The 18,149-nt window shown below is 69.6% G+C and carries 14 protein-coding genes; 8 read left to right on the top strand and 6 right to left on the bottom strand.

The annotated features are described in order from the left end of the window. The 5 genes from STRTUCAR8_RS28850 to STRTUCAR8_RS28870 form a co-directional block, all read left to right on the top strand. Positions 1 to 919, top strand: a 919-nt coding sequence (locus tag STRTUCAR8_RS28850; protein ID WP_006379634.1) for a PucR family transcriptional regulator, incomplete at its 5' end; no start/stop codon positions are given. Between the two features lie 189 nt (positions 920 to 1,108). Continuing rightward, a complete protein-coding gene (locus STRTUCAR8_RS28855; protein WP_044473070.1) occupies positions 1,109 to 1,951 on the top strand; it encodes a nitrilase-related carbon-nitrogen hydrolase in 843 nt (280 codons plus the stop codon). Between the two features lie 105 nt (positions 1,952 to 2,056). Continuing rightward, entirely contained in the window at positions 2,057 to 3,460 is a 1,404-nt protein-coding gene (hydA, locus tag STRTUCAR8_RS28860) for a dihydropyrimidinase (RefSeq protein WP_006379661.1), read from the top strand. A gap of 16 nt (positions 3,461 to 3,476) precedes the next feature. After that, positions 3,477 to 4,496, top strand: a complete 1,020-nt coding sequence (locus tag STRTUCAR8_RS28865; protein WP_006379639.1) for a TIGR03842 family LLM class F420-dependent oxidoreductase — start codon at positions 3,477 to 3,479, stop codon at positions 4,494 to 4,496. A gap of 157 nt (positions 4,497 to 4,653) precedes the next feature. Beyond that, positions 4,654 to 6,198: an NCS1 family nucleobase:cation symporter-1 gene (locus STRTUCAR8_RS28870; protein WP_006379653.1), complete on the top strand. Its 1,545-nt coding sequence runs from the start codon at positions 4,654 to 4,656 to the stop codon at positions 6,196 to 6,198. 76 nt (positions 6,199 to 6,274) lie between these two features. On the opposite strand, the gene STRTUCAR8_RS28875 is transcribed toward STRTUCAR8_RS28870, so the two are convergent. Next, a complete protein-coding gene (locus STRTUCAR8_RS28875; RefSeq protein ID WP_006379631.1) occupies positions 6,275 to 6,937 on the bottom strand; it encodes a hypothetical protein in 663 nt (220 codons plus the stop codon). A 298-nt stretch (positions 6,938 to 7,235) separates the two neighbouring features. Between STRTUCAR8_RS28875 and STRTUCAR8_RS28880 the strand changes: the two genes are divergently transcribed. After that, positions 7,236 to 8,072, top strand: a complete 837-nt coding sequence (locus STRTUCAR8_RS28880) for a class I SAM-dependent methyltransferase (RefSeq protein ID WP_006379641.1) — start codon at positions 7,236 to 7,238, stop codon at positions 8,070 to 8,072. A 119-nt stretch (positions 8,073 to 8,191) separates the two neighbouring features. Here the strand turns inward: STRTUCAR8_RS28880 and STRTUCAR8_RS28885 are convergent, their stop codons facing one another. From STRTUCAR8_RS28885 to STRTUCAR8_RS28905, 5 genes are all read right to left on the bottom strand, one after another. Further along, the gene (locus STRTUCAR8_RS28885) at positions 8,192 to 9,823 is read right to left on the bottom strand and encodes a glycoside hydrolase family 13 protein (RefSeq protein WP_006379642.1); all 1,632 of its coding nucleotides are present in this window, start codon (positions 9,821 to 9,823) and stop codon (positions 8,192 to 8,194) included. A 99-nt stretch (positions 9,824 to 9,922) separates the two neighbouring features. Further along, positions 9,923 to 10,810 carry a carbohydrate ABC transporter permease gene (locus tag STRTUCAR8_RS28890; protein WP_006379654.1) on the bottom strand — a complete coding sequence of 296 codons (888 nt, stop codon included), beginning with the start codon at positions 10,808 to 10,810 and terminating at the stop codon, positions 9,923 to 9,925. Continuing rightward, entirely contained in the window at positions 10,807 to 11,787 is a 981-nt protein-coding gene (locus STRTUCAR8_RS28895) for a carbohydrate ABC transporter permease (RefSeq protein WP_006379656.1), read from the bottom strand. The genes STRTUCAR8_RS28890 and STRTUCAR8_RS28895 overlap by 4 nt, the downstream gene beginning before the upstream one ends. A gap of 103 nt (positions 11,788 to 11,890) precedes the next feature. Next, positions 11,891 to 13,186 (bottom strand): ABC transporter substrate-binding protein, encoded by a 1,296-nt coding sequence (locus STRTUCAR8_RS28900; protein WP_006379648.1) that lies wholly within the window; start codon positions 13,184 to 13,186, stop codon positions 11,891 to 11,893. Positions 13,187 to 13,418: 232 nt separating this feature from the next. Next, on the bottom strand, positions 13,419 to 14,468 hold the full coding sequence (locus STRTUCAR8_RS28905) for a LacI family DNA-binding transcriptional regulator (RefSeq protein ID WP_044473071.1): 1,050 nt from the start codon (positions 14,466 to 14,468) through the stop codon (positions 13,419 to 13,421). 104 nt (positions 14,469 to 14,572) lie between these two features. Here STRTUCAR8_RS28905 and STRTUCAR8_RS28910 point away from each other — a divergent pair, with 104 nt between their 5' ends. Then, positions 14,573 to 15,880, top strand: coding sequence for a glycoside hydrolase family 32 protein (locus tag STRTUCAR8_RS28910; protein ID WP_006379651.1), 1,308 nt, complete (start codon positions 14,573 to 14,575; stop codon positions 15,878 to 15,880). Between the two features lie 394 nt (positions 15,881 to 16,274). After that, a complete protein-coding gene (locus STRTUCAR8_RS28915; RefSeq protein WP_006379635.1) occupies positions 16,275 to 18,119 on the top strand; it encodes a gamma-glutamyltransferase family protein in 1,845 nt (614 codons plus the stop codon). Positions 18,120 to 18,149: the final 30 nt, after the last annotated feature.

Consider the following 18,149-nt stretch of genomic DNA (forward strand, 5'->3'; position numbering starts at 1 on the left):
CGACGGCTGGATCCGGGCCGAGCTGGGCGGGCGCGGGGAACGCTGGGGGCGGATCGTGCTCTGCGGCTACCGGGGTGACACCGCCACCGGACGGCTCCTGGCCGACCGGGCCGCCGAGGCTCTCGTCCTGCACCGCATGCTCGGGGGCTCCGTGCACACCTGGGAGGAGCAGTCCGCCCAGAGCCTGCTGACGGACCTGGTGAGCGGCGTCGTACCGGCCCGGCAACTGCTGCCACGGGCGCGTGCCGCCGGGCTGCCCGTCAACCGGCGGACCTTCGTGCCGCTCGTCGTACGGGACGGTGACCCCGCCGAACTCGACCGCGTACTAAGGCTGTTGGGGCTGCCGGGGCTGGTCGCCGAGCTCGCCGACGACGCCACCGCAGTCCTGCTGAGCCTCGCCCGGGACCAGGACGCCAAAGCGCTGGCCGCGCACTTCGCGCTCCGGCTGCGCACCGAGACCGGCGGGGGCCGGACGGTCGTGGCCGCCGCCGAGGCGCTCGCCAACTGGGACGACGTACCCACGGGACTGCGCGAGGCACTGCACGTCGCCGCGGCCGTCGCGGACACCCCGGCGGGGCAGGACCTGCCGGTGCTGGTGCACCTGAGGGACGTACGACTGCGCGGGCTGGTCCGGCTGCTGCGGGACGATCCGCACGTGCAGGCGTTCGCGGAGCGGGAGCTGGACGGACTGCTGTGCGGGGCCGAGGGCGAGTCCGAACTGCTGCCCGTGCTGCGGACCTATCTCGCCACCGGGCGCAACAAGTCACGTACGGCGCAACTGCACCATGTCTCGCGGCCCGCGCTCTACCGGCGGCTGGAGGCGATAGAGACGCGGCTCGGGCTCGATCTCGACGACTTCGAGCAGGCCGCCTCCGTGCACATAGCGCTTCTCGCGCACGACGCCCAGCAAGGTCGTTGACCGCACTCACCAGTGCGCCGTCTTACCGCTCCGAAACATCACAGGACCCGGGAAAACAGTGGTGAAACATGGGCCGAAATCAGGGTGACACCGTGGAACGCCGAACGCTCGCAGGCGTGACACCGTGCAACTCAAACCCGATCTCCGGGCTTCCTAGGCTCGCCGTACACCGAGTGACCGGAGGTCCCGATGAGCAGGGTGATTCGCGCCGCCATTTTCCAGACTGCCTGGACGGGCGACAAGGAGTCGATGATCCAGGTCCACGAGCAGGCGGTCCGCGACGCCGCGGCGCAGGGTGCTCAAGTCATGTGCTTCCAGGAGCTGTTCTACGGCCCCTACTTCTGCCAGGTGCAGGACAAGGCGTTCTACGAGTACGCCGAGCAGATCCCGGACGGCCCGATCGTCAAGCGCTTCCAGGCACTCGCCAAGGAACTGGGCATCGTCCTCGTCCTGCCGATGTACGAGGAGGAGCAGCCCGGCGTCCTCTACAACACGGCCGCCGTGATCGACGCCGACGGCTCGTACCTCGGCAAGTACCGCAAGCACCACATTCCGCAGGTCGCGGGCTTCTGGGAGAAGTTCTACTTCCGCCCGGGCAACGCCGGCTGGCCCGTCTTCGACACCGCCGTGGGCAAGATCGGCGTCTACATCTGCTACGACCGGCACTTCCCGGAGGGCTGGCGTGCGCTGGGCCTCGAAGGCGCCGAGATCGTCTTCAACCCGTCGGCCACCTCGCGCGGTCTGTCCTCCTACCTGTGGCAGCTGGAGCAGCCGGCGGCGGCCGTCGCCAACGAGTACTTCGTCGGCGCGATCAACCGGGTCGGCGTCGAGGAACTGGGCGACAACGACTTCTACGGGACCTCGTACTTCGTGGACCCGGAGGCGCAGTTCGTCGGCGAGGTGGCCAGCGACAAGGAGACCGAACTCGTCGTCCGCGACCTGGACCTGGCCAAGATGCGCGAGGTCCGCGACCGCTGGCAGTTCTTCCGCGACCGCCGCCCGGACGCGTACGGCCCCCTGACGGCTCCATAGCCAGCAGACGCTCACACCCGCGCCCCGCTTTCAGGGGCGCGGGGAACTGCGCGACCAGCCACATCCAACCGGCACCTTCGCGACAACCGAACGGAGCGTGACCAAATGACCGGCCGTACCGTCATCCGAGGCGGACTAGTCATCACCGCGTCCGACGAACTCCACGCCGACGTCCTCATCGAGGACGGCCGCATCGCCGCCCTCGCCACCAGCGGCAGCGCAACCGCCGAGGCCTGGACGGCCGAGCGGACCATAGACGCCACCGGGAAGTACGTCATCCCCGGCGGCGTCGACGCGCACACCCACATGGAACTGCCGTTCGGCGGTACGGCCGCCTCCGACACCTTCGAGACCGGCACCCGGGCCGCCGCCTGGGGCGGTACGACCACGATCATCGACTTCGCCGTGCAGAGCGTCGGCCAGTCGCTCCGCGACGGACTCGACACCTGGAACGCCAAGGCCGACGGCAACTGCGCCATCGACTACGGCTTCCACATGATCGTCTCCGATGTGAACGCCGACACGCTCAAGGAGATGGACCTGCTGGTCGAGGAGGGCGTCACCTCCTTCAAGCAGTTCATGGCCTACCCGGGCGTCTTCTACAGCGACGACGGCCAGATCCTGCGCGCCATGCAGCGCTCCGCCGAGAACGGCGGACTGATCATGATGCACGCCGAGAACGGCATCGCGATCGACGTCCTCGTCGAACAGGCGCTCGCCCGGGGCGAGACCGACCCCCGCTACCACGGCGAGGTCCGCAAGGCCCTCCTCGAAGCCGAGGCCACCCACCGCGCCATCAAGCTCGCACAGGTCGCCGGCGCCCCGCTGTACGTCGTCCACGTCTCGGCGCAGGAGGCGGTCGCCGAGCTGGCACGGGCGCGTGACGAGGGGCTCAACGTCTTCGGCGAGACCTGCCCGCAGTACCTGTTCCTGTCGACCGACAACCTCGCCGAGCCGGACTTCGAGGGCGCGAAGTACGTGTGCAGCACGCCCCTTCGCCCCAAGGACCACCAGGCCGCACTGTGGCGGGGCCTCAGGACCAACGACCTCCAGGTCGTCTCCACGGACCACTGCCCGTTCTGCTTCGAGGGCCAGAAGGAGCTGGGGCGCGGCGACTTCTCGAAGATCCCCAACGGGCTCCCGGGCGTCGAGAACCGCATGGACCTCCTCCACCAGGGCGTCGTCGACGGGCACATCAGCCGCCGCCGCTGGATCGAGATCGCCTGCGCCACCCCGGCCCGGATGTTCGGCCTCTACCCGAAGAAGGGCACCATCGCCCCGGGCGCCGACGCCGACGTCGTCATCTACGACCCGCACGCCGAGCAGACCGTCTCCGCCGCCACCCACCACATGAACGTCGACTACTCGGCGTACGAGGGCAAGCGGCTCACCGGCCGCGTCGAGACCGTCCTCTCGCGCGGCGAACTCGTCATCACCGAGCGGGAGTTCACCGGGCGCGCGGGTCACGGCGTCTACACCCCCCGCTCCACCTGTCAGTACCTGATCTGAACTAGGAGCAGCGCACATGGACTTCGGCCTCGTCCTGCAGACCGACCCGCCGGCCTCGCGTGTCATCGAGCTGATGCAGCGCGCCGAGGGCAACGGCTTCACGTACGGCTGGACCTTCGACTCCGCCGTGCTGTGGCAGGAACCGTTCGTGATCTACAGTCAGATCCTCTCCAGCACCGAGAAGTTGACGGTCGGACCGATGGTCACCAACCCGGGCACCCGCACCTGGGAGGTCACCGCCTCCACCTTCGCCACCCTCAACGACATGTTCGGCAACCGCACGGTGTGCGGCATCGGCCGCGGCGACTCCGCGATGCGTGTCGCCGGCCGCACCCCCAACACCCTGGCCCGGATCAGCGGCGCGATGAAGGTCATCCGCTCGCTCGGCCGGGGCGAGGAGGCCGACCTCGGCGGTGCGGTGGTCAAGTTCCCGTGGGTGAGGCCGGGCGCCGAACTCCCCGTCTGGATGGCCGCGTACGGCCCCAAGGCGCTCAAGATGACCGGCGAGGAGGCGGACGGGTTCATCCTCCAGCTCTCCGACCTCTATCTGACCGAGTACATGGTCAAGGCCGTCAAGGACGCGGCCGTCGCCGCCGGACGTGACCCGTCCGCGGTGAAGATCTGCGTCGCCGCGCCCGCGTACATCACCGAGGACGACTCGCCCGAGGCGCTCGCCCACGCCCGCGACCAGTGCCGCTGGTTCGGCGGGATGGTCGGCAACCACGTCGCCGACCTGGTGTCGAAGTACGGCGAACACTCCGCCGCCGTACCCGAGGAACTCACCGACTACATCAAGGCCCGCGAGGGCTACGACTACTCCCACCACGGACGGGCCGACAACCCCGACACCCAGTTCGTGCCGGACGAGATCGTCGACCGGTTCTGCGTCGTCGGCACCCCCGAGATGCACATCGAGAAGCTCAACAAGCTGCGTGAGCTCGGCGTCGACCAGTTCGCCGTCTACGACATGCACGACGCCCAGGAAGCCGTCATCGACGCCTACGGCTCGACGGTCATCCCGGCCGTCAACGCCTGACGTACACCGGCTGCCGTGTTACGTCCCCAAAATCTCCCTCTCCCCGGCGTTCAGGTAGCCGGGGAGGGGGTCAGGACATCTCCGGCTGTCCTGAGCGCATCCCCCAACGCGCCACCCGCACGGCCTTTCCCGACCCACCTCTTTGATTGGCCTGCCCATGACCGACACCGCTCCCACGGCCATACCGCTGTCCTCCCAACTCACCCTCCCCGACGGCCGGGTGGAGATCTCCCCCGACGCACCCGTGCCCAGCGGGCCGTACGCCAACGAGGACCTGCTGCCGGTTCCGGTCGAGAAGCGCACCTGGAACACGTACAACTTCTCGGCTCTCTGGGTGGGCATGGCCCACAACACGGCCTCCTGGACCCTCGCTTCGGGCCTGATCGCCGTAGGCATGGACTGGAAGCAGGCCGTGCTCACGATCGCCCTGGCGAACGTGATCGTGCTCGTCCCGATGCTGCTCACCGGGCACGCCGGGCCGAAGTACGGCATCCCCTTCCCCGTCTTCGCCCGAGCCTCCTTCGGGGTGCGCGGCGCCAACCTCCCCGCCGTCGTACGGGCGTTGGTGGCGTGCGGCTGGTTCGGCATCCAGACGTGGATCGGCGGCGAGGCGATCTACTTCCTCGCCGGGAAGCTCATCGGGGACAGCTGGGCGAACGCCTCGCACATCGGCGGATACGCCTGGACGATGTGGCTGTCCTTCGCCATCTTCTGGGCGATCCAGGTCGCCATCATCTACCGGGGCATGGAGACCATCCGCCGGTTCGAGAACTGGGCCGCGCCCTTCGTGCTCCTCGGCGCCGGTGTGATGCTGTGGTGGATGGCCGACAAGGCCGGCGGCTTCGGTCCGCTGCTCGACCAGCCCTCCAAGCTGGGCTACGGCGCGGACTTCTGGAAGATCTTCGCGCCCGCCCTCATGGGCATGATCGGCTTCTGGTCCACGCTGTCCCTGAACATCCCGGACTTCACCCGCTACGGCAAGAGCCAGAAGGCCCAGACGTGGGGACAGGCACTCGGTCTGCCGACCACCATGACGCTGTTCGCGTTCCTGTCCGTCATGGTCACCTCGGGCTCGCAGGCCGTGTACGGCGAGGCCATCTGGGACCCGGTCCAGCTCGCCGCCAAGACCGACAACGTCTTCGGGCTGCTGTTCGCCCTGGTCACCGTGCTGGTGGCGACCCTCTCCGTGAACGTCGCGGCCAACCTGGTCTCGCCGGCCTTCGACTTCTCCAACATCGCGCCCCGCAAGATCAGCTTCCGGGCCGGCGCGCTGGCCACCTGCGTCCTCGGCGTACTGATCTTCCCGTGGAAGCTGTACTCCGACCCCCAGGGCTACATCTTCACCTGGCTCGGGCTGGTCGGCGGTCTCCTCGGCACGGTCGCCGGCATCCTCATCGCCGACTACTGGATCCTGCGCCGCGGGAAGCTCGACCTCGCCGACCTGTACCGGGCGGGCGGACGGTACTGGTACGACAACGGCTGGAACTGGCGTGCGGTCGTCGCCTTCCTGGTCGGCGGTGTGCTGGCCGTCGGCGGAGCCAACTTCGCGCCGCTGATCGACGGGCGGCCCATCCCGGCTTTGTCCTCACTGGCCGACTACGGCTGGGCGGTGGGCCTGGGCACATCGATGGTGCTCTACCTGGCGCTGATGCTGGCGACCGGCCAGGGCAGGAGCGGGACGCGGGAGGAGACGAAGGTCTGATCCCGTAACCGTGACGTGACCCCGTGACGTGATGGTGTGACGTCACGACATGGCCTGCGACGGAGGGCAGCCGGTTCTACCGGGTGCCCTCCAGTGCTGCCACCGCGTCCCGGGCGGCCTTGATGGCGCCCTTGTTGATCACATCCGTGCTGGGTGCCTTCTTCGACTCGAAGTCACTGCCGTTGTACGTGATCACCACCAGCGCGTTCGACGCGCGGACCAGGACCACACCCTCGCGGGTCTGCTGCTTGTCCTCGGTGCTCAGGTTCACGACGGAATAGGCCTCGTCACCGAGACCCGGCACCACTCCGCCGCCGCTCTTCTCCGTCAGGCGCTCCTTGTACGTCTTCTCCGCCGCCGCGTCCGTGTCGGACAGCTCGAACGACACGTCGAGCCAGCGGTAGTCGTACTCCTTGAGCGCGTTCCAGGAGCAGGTGCGGCGGGCCTCCGCGTCGGTCGACGGGATCTCCTTGCCGGCCGCCTTGGCGCCCGGGACAAGGGACTTGATCGTCCCGGGCTTCACGGCCGAGCAGGGCGCGGGCGCGGCGGTGAACGTCTTCGTCGCCGCCGAGGTCGAGGGCGCGGTGGGCGACGCGGAGGCGCCCTTGGTGGCCGAGTCGTGGGTGTCGGCGGCCGGGGCGGGGGCGAGCGGGCCCGAGGACAGTGCCCAGCCGGCCGTGGCGAGCACGGCGACCGGCGCCAGGCGGGTGGTGAGTGCGAGCGGCAGGGGAAGGCTCAAGGCGCACTTCTCGTGGGGGTCGGTGCGGAGGGGGTCCGCACTCCGGACGGGACGCCAGTGTCACATGCCTGTCTGTGGGGCGGAAGTAAGAACTCGCTCCGTGGCTGTGCGATGACTGCCTTTCCTGGTCGGCCGCCCGTACTGTCCGTCGGAATACGCAAATCGACGGCGATAGTGCCCAGTTGGCTGCCAATGATGCCAATCGCGGCAAAGGCCTCACAAGTGACGATACGGATCAACTGGCCCTGGGCGCCGTTAACCGCTTGCGCCGCTCCGGCCCCGTCCGGAGCCTTGCCGTATGTCTTCCTCATCGGCCGTCACAGAGAACGCGTCCCCCGAACTCCCCGCCGTGCGCGAGGAGATCCTCGCCTACTACGCGCGCGGCGACGAAGACGCCCGTATCCGGCAGGGGTCCGGCCGGCTGGAGTTCTGGCGGACCCAGGACGTACTCCGGCGGCTGCTGCCCGAGGCTCCCGCGCGTGTGCTGGACGTCGGCGGGGGCAGCGGAGTGCACGCGGAGTGGCTGGCGCGGGACGGGTACGAGGTCGAGCTCGTCGATCCCGTGCCGCTGCACGTGGAGCAGGCGGGGCGGCAACCCGGTGTCACGGCCCGGCTCGGGGACGCCCGTGCGCTGCCCGCGGACGACGCCTCGTACGACGCGGTACTGCTGCTGGGCCCGCTCTACCACCTGCCCGAACGGCCGGACCGAGTAAGGGCGTTGGAGGAGGCGCTGCGGGTCGTCCGGCCCGGGGGGCTGGTCGTCGCGGCCACCATCAACCGCCATACCGCGCTGCACGGACTGCTGCGGCAGGGGCTCTACTTCGATCCGGCGCACCGGGCCCGTACCGACGACGTCAGCACCCACGGCAGGCACGGCACGGACCACGGCACGTTCACCACCGCCTACCTCGCCGAACCGACCGAGGTACCGGCCGAGTTCGGCGAGGCGGGACTCGTCCCGGAAGGCCAGTACGGGCTGGAGGGCGTCGCCTGGCTGATGGGCGGCGTCGAGGAGTGGCTGGACGACCCGGAACGCCGCGAGGCCGTCATGTCCGCGACCCGCCGCATCGAGTCCGAACCGTCGCTGCTCGGCGCGAGCGGCCACGTGCTGACGGCGGGACGGCGTCGGCCGTAGTCGCGAGCGCCGGCCTGCCCTTGCCGGTGCGACGCGGGTCGGCACCGGCAGGACACTGGCGGTAACGGGCGGAGCAGGAGCACGGGCCGGTGTCGGCCGGGGGCGCTCGCCGTGCGTGGTCACATGCGGTGCAGCCAGGCACTGGTGTTCGGAGGCAGCGATCCGTCGGCGCCCAGTGGTCCTGAGGTGAGGAGAGGGTCGCGACCGCCGGGGAGCGGGAAGTGCCGGTCGGAGAGGTTGACCGCGCACCGCAGACCGTTGCCCCGTTCGAAGAGGAGTGTGCCGGGTGGGCTGTCGAGCCAGCGGAACTCCTCTCCCCGGAGGTTCTGGTCGACGCGGCGAAGGCGCAGGGCGTCGCGGTAGAGGTGGAGCATGGAGGTGGGGTCGGACTGGTTGGCTTCGGCGGTGCGGGACCGCCAGTCGGCGGGCTGGGGGAGCCAGGGGGTGGATCCGGGTGGGCCGAAGCCGAAGGGCGGGGTGTCGCCGGTCCAGGGCAGGGGGACGCGGCAGCCGTCACGGCCGCGGACGGTGTGGCCGGAGCGTTCCCAGGTGGGGTCCTGGAGGGCTTCTTCGGGGAGGTCCTCGACTTCGGGGAGGCCCAGTTCCTCGCCCTGGTAGATGTAGGCGCCGCCGGGGAGGGCGAGCATGAGCAGGACTGCCGCGCGGGCGCGGCGCGTGCCGAGGGCCAGGTCGAACGGTTGGATCCGGTCGCGCGGTGGCATCGCCGACGCGGTGTTCGTGCGGCCGTAGCGTGTGACGTGGCGGGGCTCGTCGTGGTTGGACAACACCCACGTGGCGGGTGCTCCGGCGGTGGCGAGGTCGGTGAGGGTGCGGTCGATGACCTCGCGCAGCCTTTCCGCTTCCGGAGGGCATCGTAGGAAGTCGAAGTTGAAGGCGGTGTGCAGTTCGTCCGGCCGCAGGTAGTCGGTGAGGCGGCCCGGGCGGACGTGCGCCTCGGCCACGAAGACACGGCGTCGGGGATAGCTGTCGGCGACGGTGCGCCAGCTGCGGAAGATGTCGTGGACGCCTTCGCGGTCCCAGTGGGGGTGGTCGTTCTGGCCTTCCGCGGTCATGACGGAGAACTCGGTGAGGCCGAGGTCGGGGAGTCCGGGGTCCTTGTCCATGCCGTGGGCGACGTCGATGCGGAAGCCGTCGACGCCGAGGTCGAACCAGAAGCGCAGGATCGACTCGAACTCGGAGCGGACCTCGGGGTGTCGCCAGTTCAGGTCGGGCTGTTCGGGGGCGAAGAGGTGCAGGTACCACTGGCCGTCGGGGGTACGGGTCCAGGCGGGGCCGCCGAAGGCCGCGTGCCAGTCGTTGGGAGGCAGCGAGCCGTCCTCGCCCTTGCCGTCGCGGAAGATGTAGCGTGCGCGCTCCTGGGAGCCGGGGTCCGCGGACAGTGCCTGCTGGAACCAGGCGTGCTGGTCGGAGGTGTGGTTGGGGACGATGTCCAGGAGCACGCGCAGGCCGAGTCGGTGCGCCTCGGCGATCAGCTGCCGGGCCTCGTCGAGGGTGCCGAAGGCGGGGTGGATGTCCCGGTAGTCGGAGACGTCGTAGCCGCCGTCCGCGAGCGGGGACGGATACCAGGGGTTGATCCAGATCGCGTCGACACCGAGGTCGGACAGGTGGTGCAGCCGGGAGCGGAGACCGGCGATGTCGCCGGTCCCGTCGCCGTCGGCGTCGGCGAAACTGCGGATGTAGACCTGGTAGATCACGGCGGAGCGCCACCAGGAGTCGTCTGTGTTGCTCATACGGCTGGGTTCCCGCCTGGGCGTGTGTCGTGTGTACGGGGGAGCTGACGAGCGCCGAGTCCGGGCGCGGTGAGTTCGGGGCCGGGGCGACGGCCGGGGTCAGCCCTTGACGGCTCCGCTGGTGAGGCCGCGGACGAAGTACCGCTGGAGGGTCAGGAAGACCAGGATCGGTACGAGCATGGAGAACAGGCCGCCTGCCGTCACGAGTTCCCAGCCGGTGCCCTGCTGTCCGAGCAGGCTGTTGGTGGCGACGGTGATCGCCTGCTTGTCTCCGGGGCCTACGAAGATCAGGGCGACCAGGAGGTCGTTCCAGACCCAGAGGAACTGGAAGATCGCGAAGGAGGCCAGGGCGGGGGCCGACATCGGCAGGATGAGCCGGTAGAAGGTCTGGAAGTGACTGGCGCCGTCGATCTTGGCGGACTCGATGACGTCCTTGGGCAGGGTCGCCATGTAGTTGCGCAGGATGTACACGGCCAGCGACATGCCGAAGCCGATGTGCGCGAGCCAGGCGGCGGGGTAGGTGCCGTTGAGGTGGACGGAGGCGTAGAGCTTGATGATCGGGACGAAGGCGACGTAGTTCGGTACGACCAGCAGGCTCACGATGACGATGAAGAGGGTGTCGCGCCCGGGGAACGTCATGAAGGTGAAGGCGTAGGCGGCGAACGCGGCGATGAGCAACGGCAGGAAGACCGCGGGGAGAGTGATCGCCACGCTGTTCAGGAAGGCGTGGCCGAGGTCCGCCTGATCGACGGCCTTGCCGTAGTTGCCGGTGGTCAGGTGGGTGAATCCGCCGGGGTGGGCGAACAGGGTCCACCAGCCGCTGGAGTTGGCGTCGTCGACGCTGCGGAAGGAGGTGAGGACCACCCCGAGCGTGGGCACGATCCACAGGGCGCAGACGAACAGCACGCTCAGCCTGACCGGCAGCCGGCCACGGTGCGCTGCCCCCGGGGCGGTCTTCCCGGTGAGGCGGGTGGTGTGGGTGGTCATGCCGACTCCTCCGCCCTGAAGTGGCGAATCTGGTAGATCATGATCGGGACGATGGCGACGAGCAGCATCACGACGATCGCCGAGGCGTAGCCGTAGTTGTAGTTGGTGTAGAGCTGGTTGAAGAACTCCAGGCCGACCACGTTGGTGTTGAAGGACCCGTTGGTCATCACGTAGATCACGTCGAAGATCTTCATGACCGTGATGAGGACGGTGACGAAGACCGTGATCAGTGTTCCTCTGATCTGCGGGACGATGATCCGCCGGAAGATCCGCATCTCTCCCGCGCCGTCCAGGCGGGCCGCCTCCAGGGTCTCGGCCGGGACGCCCTTGATGGCCGCGGAGAGCAGCACCATGGAGAAACCTGCCTGTCCCCACAGCAGCATGACCATGAGCAGCATGCTGTTGGCGTGCAGGGTGCTCTGCTGGAGCCAGGGGACGGGATCGTGGCCGAAGGCGGTGACGATGCCGTTGAGCAGACCGGTCTGCGGTGTGCCGGCGGGCTGGGTGGCGTACATGAAGCGCCAGACCGTGGCGGAGCCGACGGCGCTGATGGCCATCGGCATGAAGATGATGGTCTTGGCCGCGGTCTCCGCCCTGGGAGACAGGCGGTCGGTGAGCGCGGCGACGAGCAGACCCACCACGATGCAGGCGGCGGGGACGAGAGCGATCCACAGCACCGAGTTGAGCAGGGTCTGCCGGAACGCCGGTGTCGAGAGGAGGTCGCCGAAGTTGTCGAGGCCGACGAAGCGTGAGCCGTCGCCGTTCCTGAGGCTGTCGACGACGGTGACGACCGTGGGGTAGACGAGATAGACCCCGATCGCCGCGACCGCCGGCGCGATGTAGAAGTAGGGCTTGATCCGGTTCTCCCACCGGCCCGGCAGGGCTTCGGCGAGTTTGTTGAGCACCCAGTAGACGGCCAGTGCGGCGGCTACGCCCGCCAGCACCGTGAGCGCCGTCGAGAGTACTTGGCTGACCACGGCAGTTCCCTTCCTCGAACGCTGGTGATGTCGGGTCTGTGCGGCGGCTGCCGAGGGGCGGGCAGGTTGGCGCCCGGCCCGTCCTCGGCAGCCCGCCTCGTGGTCAGCCGGCCGGCCAGCTCGCGTCGATGTTCTTCAGCGCGGTGTCCAAGGACTCCTCACCGGCGACCCAGGCGGTCATGTCCTTCCAGAAGGTGCCGGTGCCGACGGCGGTCGGCATGGAGTCGGAGGCGTCGAACGCGAAGCCGGTGGAGTCGTAGGCGATCTTGGCGATCGACTGGGTGGTCTTCAGCGGGTAGCCGCTGAGCGGGAAGTCCTTGTGCGGCGAGATGAAGGAGGAGCCGTTGCCCGCCGCGGTGGTGCCGAAGTCGGTGGCCGCGAGCAGCTTCATGACCTTGCGGGCGGCGGGACTGTCCTGGTAGATGGAGGCGGTGTCGCCGCCGCCCTCGACGGGGTTGTCACCGCCGGCCGTCACCGGGGGCAGGCCGAAGACGCCGACCTCGGTGTCCAAATTCTTCTGGACGCTCTTGGGAAAGAAGCCGGTGATGAAGCTGCCCTGCTGGTACATGTAGCAGCCCGGCTTGCTGTTGAACATCGCGTTGCCGGCGGTGCCGAAGGCGTTGCTGGCGATCGACTTGCGCCCGCCGAGCACGTTGCCGTCCGTGAAGGCGATCTTCCCGAACTGGCCGGCGGCCTGGCGGACCAGCGGGGAATCGAACTTGATCTTGTGTGAGATCCACTCGTCGTACTTGTCGATGCCGCCGTACTTCAGGACCAGGTTCTCGAACCAGTCCGTCATCGGCCAGCCGGTACCCGTGCCGGACTCGATGCCCAGACACCAGGGCGTCTTCCCGTCCGCCTTGATCTTCGCCGTGAGGGTGTCGAGTTCGGCGAGAGTCGCCGGCGCGGTGTACCCGGCGGCCTCGAACGCCTTCCTGGGGTAGAAGACCAGGCCCTTGACGTTCATGCTGACCATCAGGCCGTAGGTCTTGCCGTTGACCTTGGCGACGTCCAGCGTGCCCGCCGTCATGCTCTTCTGCAGCGCCGGGAGATCCAGGACGTCGTCGAGTGCGGTGACCTTGCCCTTGGCCGCGAGGTCCTTGATGATGCCCGGCTGCGGCAGGAGCGCGATGTCCGGTGCGTCGTCGGCCTGCACCTTCTGCACGATCAGCTGGTTGAGGTTGTCGACCTTGCGCCACTCGACGGTGAGGCCCTCGGCCTTGGCCTCGGGAGCGAGCTTGGCCTTGAGGCCGTCGATGATCGGCTGGTCCATGCTCGTCCAGATCGTGACGGTGTTCGTGCCACCGGCGCTGCTGCCGGAGCCGGACGAGCAACCGGTGGCAAGCAGCGAAAGGGCGCTCAGCGTGCTCACGCCGAGAACCAGCTTCCGTGTGGGCATGTGTTTCCTCCTTGGACGGCGACCGACCCCACCGGGGCCGGCATCTCGCGACTGAGGTGACCTCGCCCGCCGGGGGGCGGGTCTTGCGCCGAGCATCTGCGGCGGGTTACTAATTCGGGTTAGTGGGCGAAAGCTAGTCCTCACCCGTTTCTCGCGTCAAGAAGTCGTTACAAGGGAGTTATCAGTGGATGTCCGTACGTGTCTGCGGGCCCTGCCCGGCCCGGCGCCCGGCTCAGCGCCCGGCCGGAGCCGTCGTGGAGTCACGCATCACGAGCGGACAGTGGACCAGGGTGCGGCCGGTCCGCAGAGCCGGGTCGTCGGCGGCGGCCAGCTGTTCGGCGGCGAGCCGGCCCATCGCGTCGTACGGCAGCCGTACGGTGCTCAGCGCCGGGTGGATCTCCGCCGCGAGCTCGAACTGGTCGTCGTATCCCATGACCGACATGTCCTCGGGCACCCGGATCCCGGCCTCCAGCAGGGCCAGGAGCGCGCCGACGGCCATCCGGTCGTTGCCGCACATGACCGCGGTCGGCAGGGGGCCGCGCCGCAGCAGCGTCCGCGCCAGCTCGTAACCGGAGTCGGCGTGGTAGTTGCCGGACAGCACGGTGTGGTCCTTCGGGTCGAGTCCCGCCGCGCGCAGAGCCGTGCGGAAACCGCGCAGCCTGGCCTTCGTGGCCCAGCCGCTGACCGTGCCGGTGAGGTAGGCGATGTCCCGGTGCCCGAGGTCGAGGAGCGCCTGGGTGGCCTCCCGTCCGCCGCGTTCCTCGTCGGGCACGATCGACGGGACGGAGTCGTCCGGGACGAAGCAGTTCAGCAGGACCGTCGGGACCCGTCCGGCGCCCGGCGGGAGCACCACCGACCTGGTACCGGCCACGGCGAAGATCAGTGCGTCGGCCTGTCGGTCGAGCAACTCGCCGACCAGGTGCGCCGCCTGGCGGTTCGAGCCGCCGGTGTTGACCAGGAGCAGCAGGTTGCCGTGGCGTATCGACACCTCGTGCGCGCCCTTGATCGCGGAGGCGGCGAACACGCCGAAGTCGGTGTCGTGACTGACGAAGCCGATGGTCGCGCTGCGTCCCTGGCGCAGCCCCTGCGCGGCCCGGTTGGGGCGGTAGTCGAGTTCGGCGACCGCCTGCAGGACCCGCTGCCGGGTCTCGTCGCTGATCGTCTGTCCGGCCGTCTGGTTGAGCACGAAGGAGACGGTCGCGGGCGACACGCCGGCCAGGCGCGCGACATCGGTCCGGCGCGCTCTGCCCGCCTTCGGTCGGTGATCTTCATGGGTTGACACGCCGCAAGAGTACGAGACGGCCCCGCCGTCGAGAACCGGTCGCCGCACTCGTCGACCCGAGTGTTTTTCACAATGATTGACCTGCTGTGAGAGGAATATTCGAGATGTCCGCATGGATCCACTACGCGCCCGCGAAGGGCTGGATGAACGACCCCAACGGGCTGATCCACTGGCAGGGGCGGCACCACCTCTTCTACCAGTACAACCCGGACGGTACGGAGTTCGCCAACCAGCACTGGGGCCATGCCAGTTCTCCCGATCTGCTCACCTGGACCGAGCACGAGACGGCGCTCTTCCCCGGCCCTGCCAAGACCGCGCCGTACGACGCGACGGCGTGCTTCTCGGGCTGTGCGGTCGAACACGACGGCGGTGTCTCGATCCTGTACACGGGCGTGTTCGGCGACGCGCAGTTGCCGTGTCTCGCGCGCGCCGCCGACGACGCGCTGTCGGGCTTCGTCAAGGACGCCGCGAACCCTCTCGTCGCGGCGCCGCCCGCCGCAGACATCACCGACTTCCGCGACCACAGCGTCTGGCGGGAGAACGGACGGTGGAGGCAGCTAGTAGCGGGCGGGCGCGTCGAGCAGGGAGGCACGGTGTTCGCGCTGTCCTCGCCCGACCTCCGCGCGTGGGACCACGACGGCGTCTTCGTGGACCGGGCCGCCTCCAAGGTCCCGGGCCGGGTGTGGGAGTGCCCGGACTACTTCGCCACTCAGGACACAGCCGCCCTGCTGGTCTCGGTCATCCACGAGGACGGCGAGGAGGGCCCCGAGGTCTGGTGGATGACCGGCGCCGCCTCGGACGCCGGTTTCGAGGTGACCGACGCCGGCGTCGTCGACGTCGGCGACCGCTTCTACGCACCGCAGTCCTACTGGGCGGCGGACGGCCGGCGCATCCAGTTCGGCTGGATCCGCACGCACGAGGACCCGGCCGGCCGCACCGGCCCATCGGTGGGCTTCATGAGCCTGCCGCGCGAGATCTCGGTGCGCGACGGCCGACTGCACAGCGCGCCGGCGGCCGAACTCGCGCGGCTCCGGCTGTCCTCGATCCCCGTACCGCCGACCGGCGAGACCCGCTTCGACGCCGCCCGAACCGCCGGGGAGCTGGTACTCGACGCCGCGACGGCCGACGGCGTGCGGGCCGTCGCCCTGCGTACCCCCGAGGGGACGGAAACGACCGTCGACCTGGGCGCGTTCACCGGACTCGACGGACCCCTGCGGCTCTTCTGGGACGCGGGCATCATCGAGGTCTTCCGCGACGGTGTCGCCGGGACCTGGACCGATCTGAGGATCACCGAGGTCGCCGGACTGCACCTGGACGGCGACGCGGACACGGCCGACGGCCCGGGTGTCATCTGGGAACTTTCGCGGCCGGCGCGCCTGACCGGCCCAGCAGCCGGCCCCGGCGCCGCATAACGGCAGGTCCAGCAACGAGGCGGGGACAAGCCGGACAACGGCTCGCCCCGTCCTCTGCTTGGCCTGCCCTTCTGCTTGGCCTGCCCTTCGGCTTCCAAGAGGACAGGCACACCAGCATGGCCGACAGCAGCGTCACGGTTCTCGGAGAGTGCGTCACCGATGCCGCAGCCGTCGTCGGCTCGGGCCCCGGAGCTCGCGGTCCTCGCCGACTTCTGGTTCTGGTGAGAAGTGGCTGAAGCACTCGTCGCCGACCGTCACCCCCGACCACTACGCCCACCTCATGCGAGAGGCTGGGAACAAGTGGGCGCAGGGTGATCGATAGCCTGCCGGGGGAGTGGAGGGAGGAAGGTCCTCGCCCGAACTCCCCGGATTCTCCCCAGGAATGAGAGGCCGTATGTTCACCACCCGACCCACCCTCCAGGGCACCTTCGGGATGGTGTCCTCCACACACTGGCTGGCCTCGCAGTCGGCGATGGCCGTCCTGGAGAGCGGCGGCAACGCCTACGACGCCGCCGTGGCCGCGGGCTTCGTCCTGCACGTCGTCGAACCGCACCTGAACGGGCCCGGCGGTGAGGTGCCGATCATCGTCGCGCCGGCCGGCGGCGAGGTGCGGGTGCTGTGCGGGCAGGGCGTCGCGCCCGCCGGGGCCACGGTCACGCACTACCGGGGACTGGGGCTCGACCTCGTACCCGGCACCGGCCCGCTCGCCGCCGCCGTACCCGGTGCCTTCGACGCCTGGATGCTGCTGCTCCGCGACCACGGCACGAAGCCCCTTGCCGACGTCCTGGCGTACGCCATCGGGTACGCCGAGGACGGACACGCGCCCGTGGAGAACGTCGGCGCGACCGTCGAGACCGTACGAGAGCTCTTCGAGTCGGAGTGGACCTCGTCGGCGGACGTCTACCTGCCCGGCGGCCGGTCGCCCCGGCCCGGCGAGCTGTTCCGCAATCCCGCCCTGGCCGCCACCTGGAAGCGACTGCTCGCCGAGGTCGCCGGGGCGGGGGACCGCGTCGCCCAGATCGAGGCGGCACGGGAGGTGTGGTGCACCGGCTTCATCGCCGAGGCGCTCGTACGCCAGTCCGCGCGGCCCACCCTCGACACCAGCGGCAAGCACCACAGCGGCACCCTGACAGCCGCAGACCTCGCCTCCTGGTCCGCCACCTACGAGGCTCCGGCGACCTATGACTGGCACGGCTGGACCCTCTGCAAGGCTGGCCCCTGGAGCCAGGGCCCGGTCCTCCTCCAGCAGCTCGCGCTGCTCCCGCCCGAGCCGGCCGAACTGCCCGCGTACGGTTCCGCCGACTACGTCCATCTGCTGATCGAGGGCTGCAAGCTCGCCATGGCGGACCGGGAGGCCTGGTACGGGGACGCGTCCGGTGGAGCCGACGTACCGCTGGACGACCTGCTGTCCGACGCCTACAACACCACCCGGCGGAACCTCGTCGGGGGTGCCGCCTCGCACGAGCTGAGGCCCGGGAGCCCCGGCGGGCGAACTCCGCGACTGTGCGCACGCGCGTGCGTGCCGGTCACGGACGAGCCCGGGAGGGGTGTCCCGGGGGCCGGGGAGCCGACCGTCGCCAAGCTCTCCACCTCACCCGTGCCCGGCGAGCCCGAGATCACCGCCGACGGATCCACCCGGGGCGACACCTGCCACCTCGACGTCGTCGACCGTTGGGGCAACATGGTCGCGGCCACCCCCAGCGGCGGCTGGCTCCAGTCCAACCCCGTCGTACCCGAACTGGGCTTTCCGCTGGGCACCCGGCTCCAGATGACCTGGCTGGAGGAGGGCCTGCCCAACTCCCTCACCCCGGGCCGCCGCCCCCGGACCACCCTCACGCCCTCCGTCGCACTGCGCGACGGGGTACCGGTACTGGCGTTCGGTACGCCCGGCGGGGACCAGCAGGACCAGTGGCAGCTGCACTTCTTCCTCGCGGTCGCCCTGGGCGGCAGAGTGCGGGGCAGCCTGGACCTCCAGGGCGCGATCGACGCCCCGAACTGGCACAACGACAGCTTCCCGGGGTCGTTCTACCCACGCGGCACGCGTCCCGGCAGCGTCACCGTGGAGGCCCGTATGCCGGACGGGGTGATCGAGGAGCTGCGCCGCCGGGGGCACGACGTGACGATCGGCGACGACTGGTCCGAGGGCCGGCTGTGCGCGGTCGGCCGGGACCCGGAGACGGGCGTCCTGTCGGCGGCGGCGAATCCGCGCGGGATGCAGGGGTACGCGGTCGGGCGCTGATGTCCGAATCCTGGTCTTCAGGCGGATTCC

The organism is Streptomyces turgidiscabies Car8 (genome assembly GCF_000331005.1).
GTDB classification, from domain to species: Bacteria; Actinomycetota; Actinomycetes; order Streptomycetales; family Streptomycetaceae; genus Streptomyces; species Streptomyces turgidiscabies.

Bases quoted from the DNA above. Each gene is read 5' to 3' on its own strand.
- STRTUCAR8_RS28855 (WP_044473070.1), top strand. From the start codon at position 1,109: ATGAGCAGGGTGATTCGCGCCGCCATTTTCCAGACTGCCTGGACGGGC.
- hydA (WP_006379661.1), top strand. From the start codon at position 2,057: ATGACCGGCCGTACCGTCATCCGAGGCGGACTAGTCATCACCGCGTCC.
- STRTUCAR8_RS28865 (WP_006379639.1), top strand. From the start codon at position 3,477: ATGGACTTCGGCCTCGTCCTGCAGACCGACCCGCCGGCCTCGCGTGTC.
- STRTUCAR8_RS28870 (WP_006379653.1), top strand. From the start codon at position 4,654: ATGACCGACACCGCTCCCACGGCCATACCGCTGTCCTCCCAACTCACC.
- STRTUCAR8_RS28880 (WP_006379641.1), top strand. From the start codon at position 7,236: ATGTCTTCCTCATCGGCCGTCACAGAGAACGCGTCCCCCGAACTCCCC.
- STRTUCAR8_RS28885 (WP_006379642.1), bottom strand. From the start codon at position 9,823: ATGAGCAACACAGACGACTCCTGGTGGCGCTCCGCCGTGATCTACCAG.
- STRTUCAR8_RS28890 (WP_006379654.1), bottom strand. From the start codon at position 10,810: ATGACCACCCACACCACCCGCCTCACCGGGAAGACCGCCCCGGGGGCA.
- STRTUCAR8_RS28900 (WP_006379648.1), bottom strand. From the start codon at position 13,186: ATGCCCACACGGAAGCTGGTTCTCGGCGTGAGCACGCTGAGCGCCCTT.
- STRTUCAR8_RS28910 (WP_006379651.1), top strand. From the start codon at position 14,573: ATGTCCGCATGGATCCACTACGCGCCCGCGAAGGGCTGGATGAACGAC.
- STRTUCAR8_RS28915 (WP_006379635.1), top strand. From the start codon at position 16,275: ATGTTCACCACCCGACCCACCCTCCAGGGCACCTTCGGGATGGTGTCC.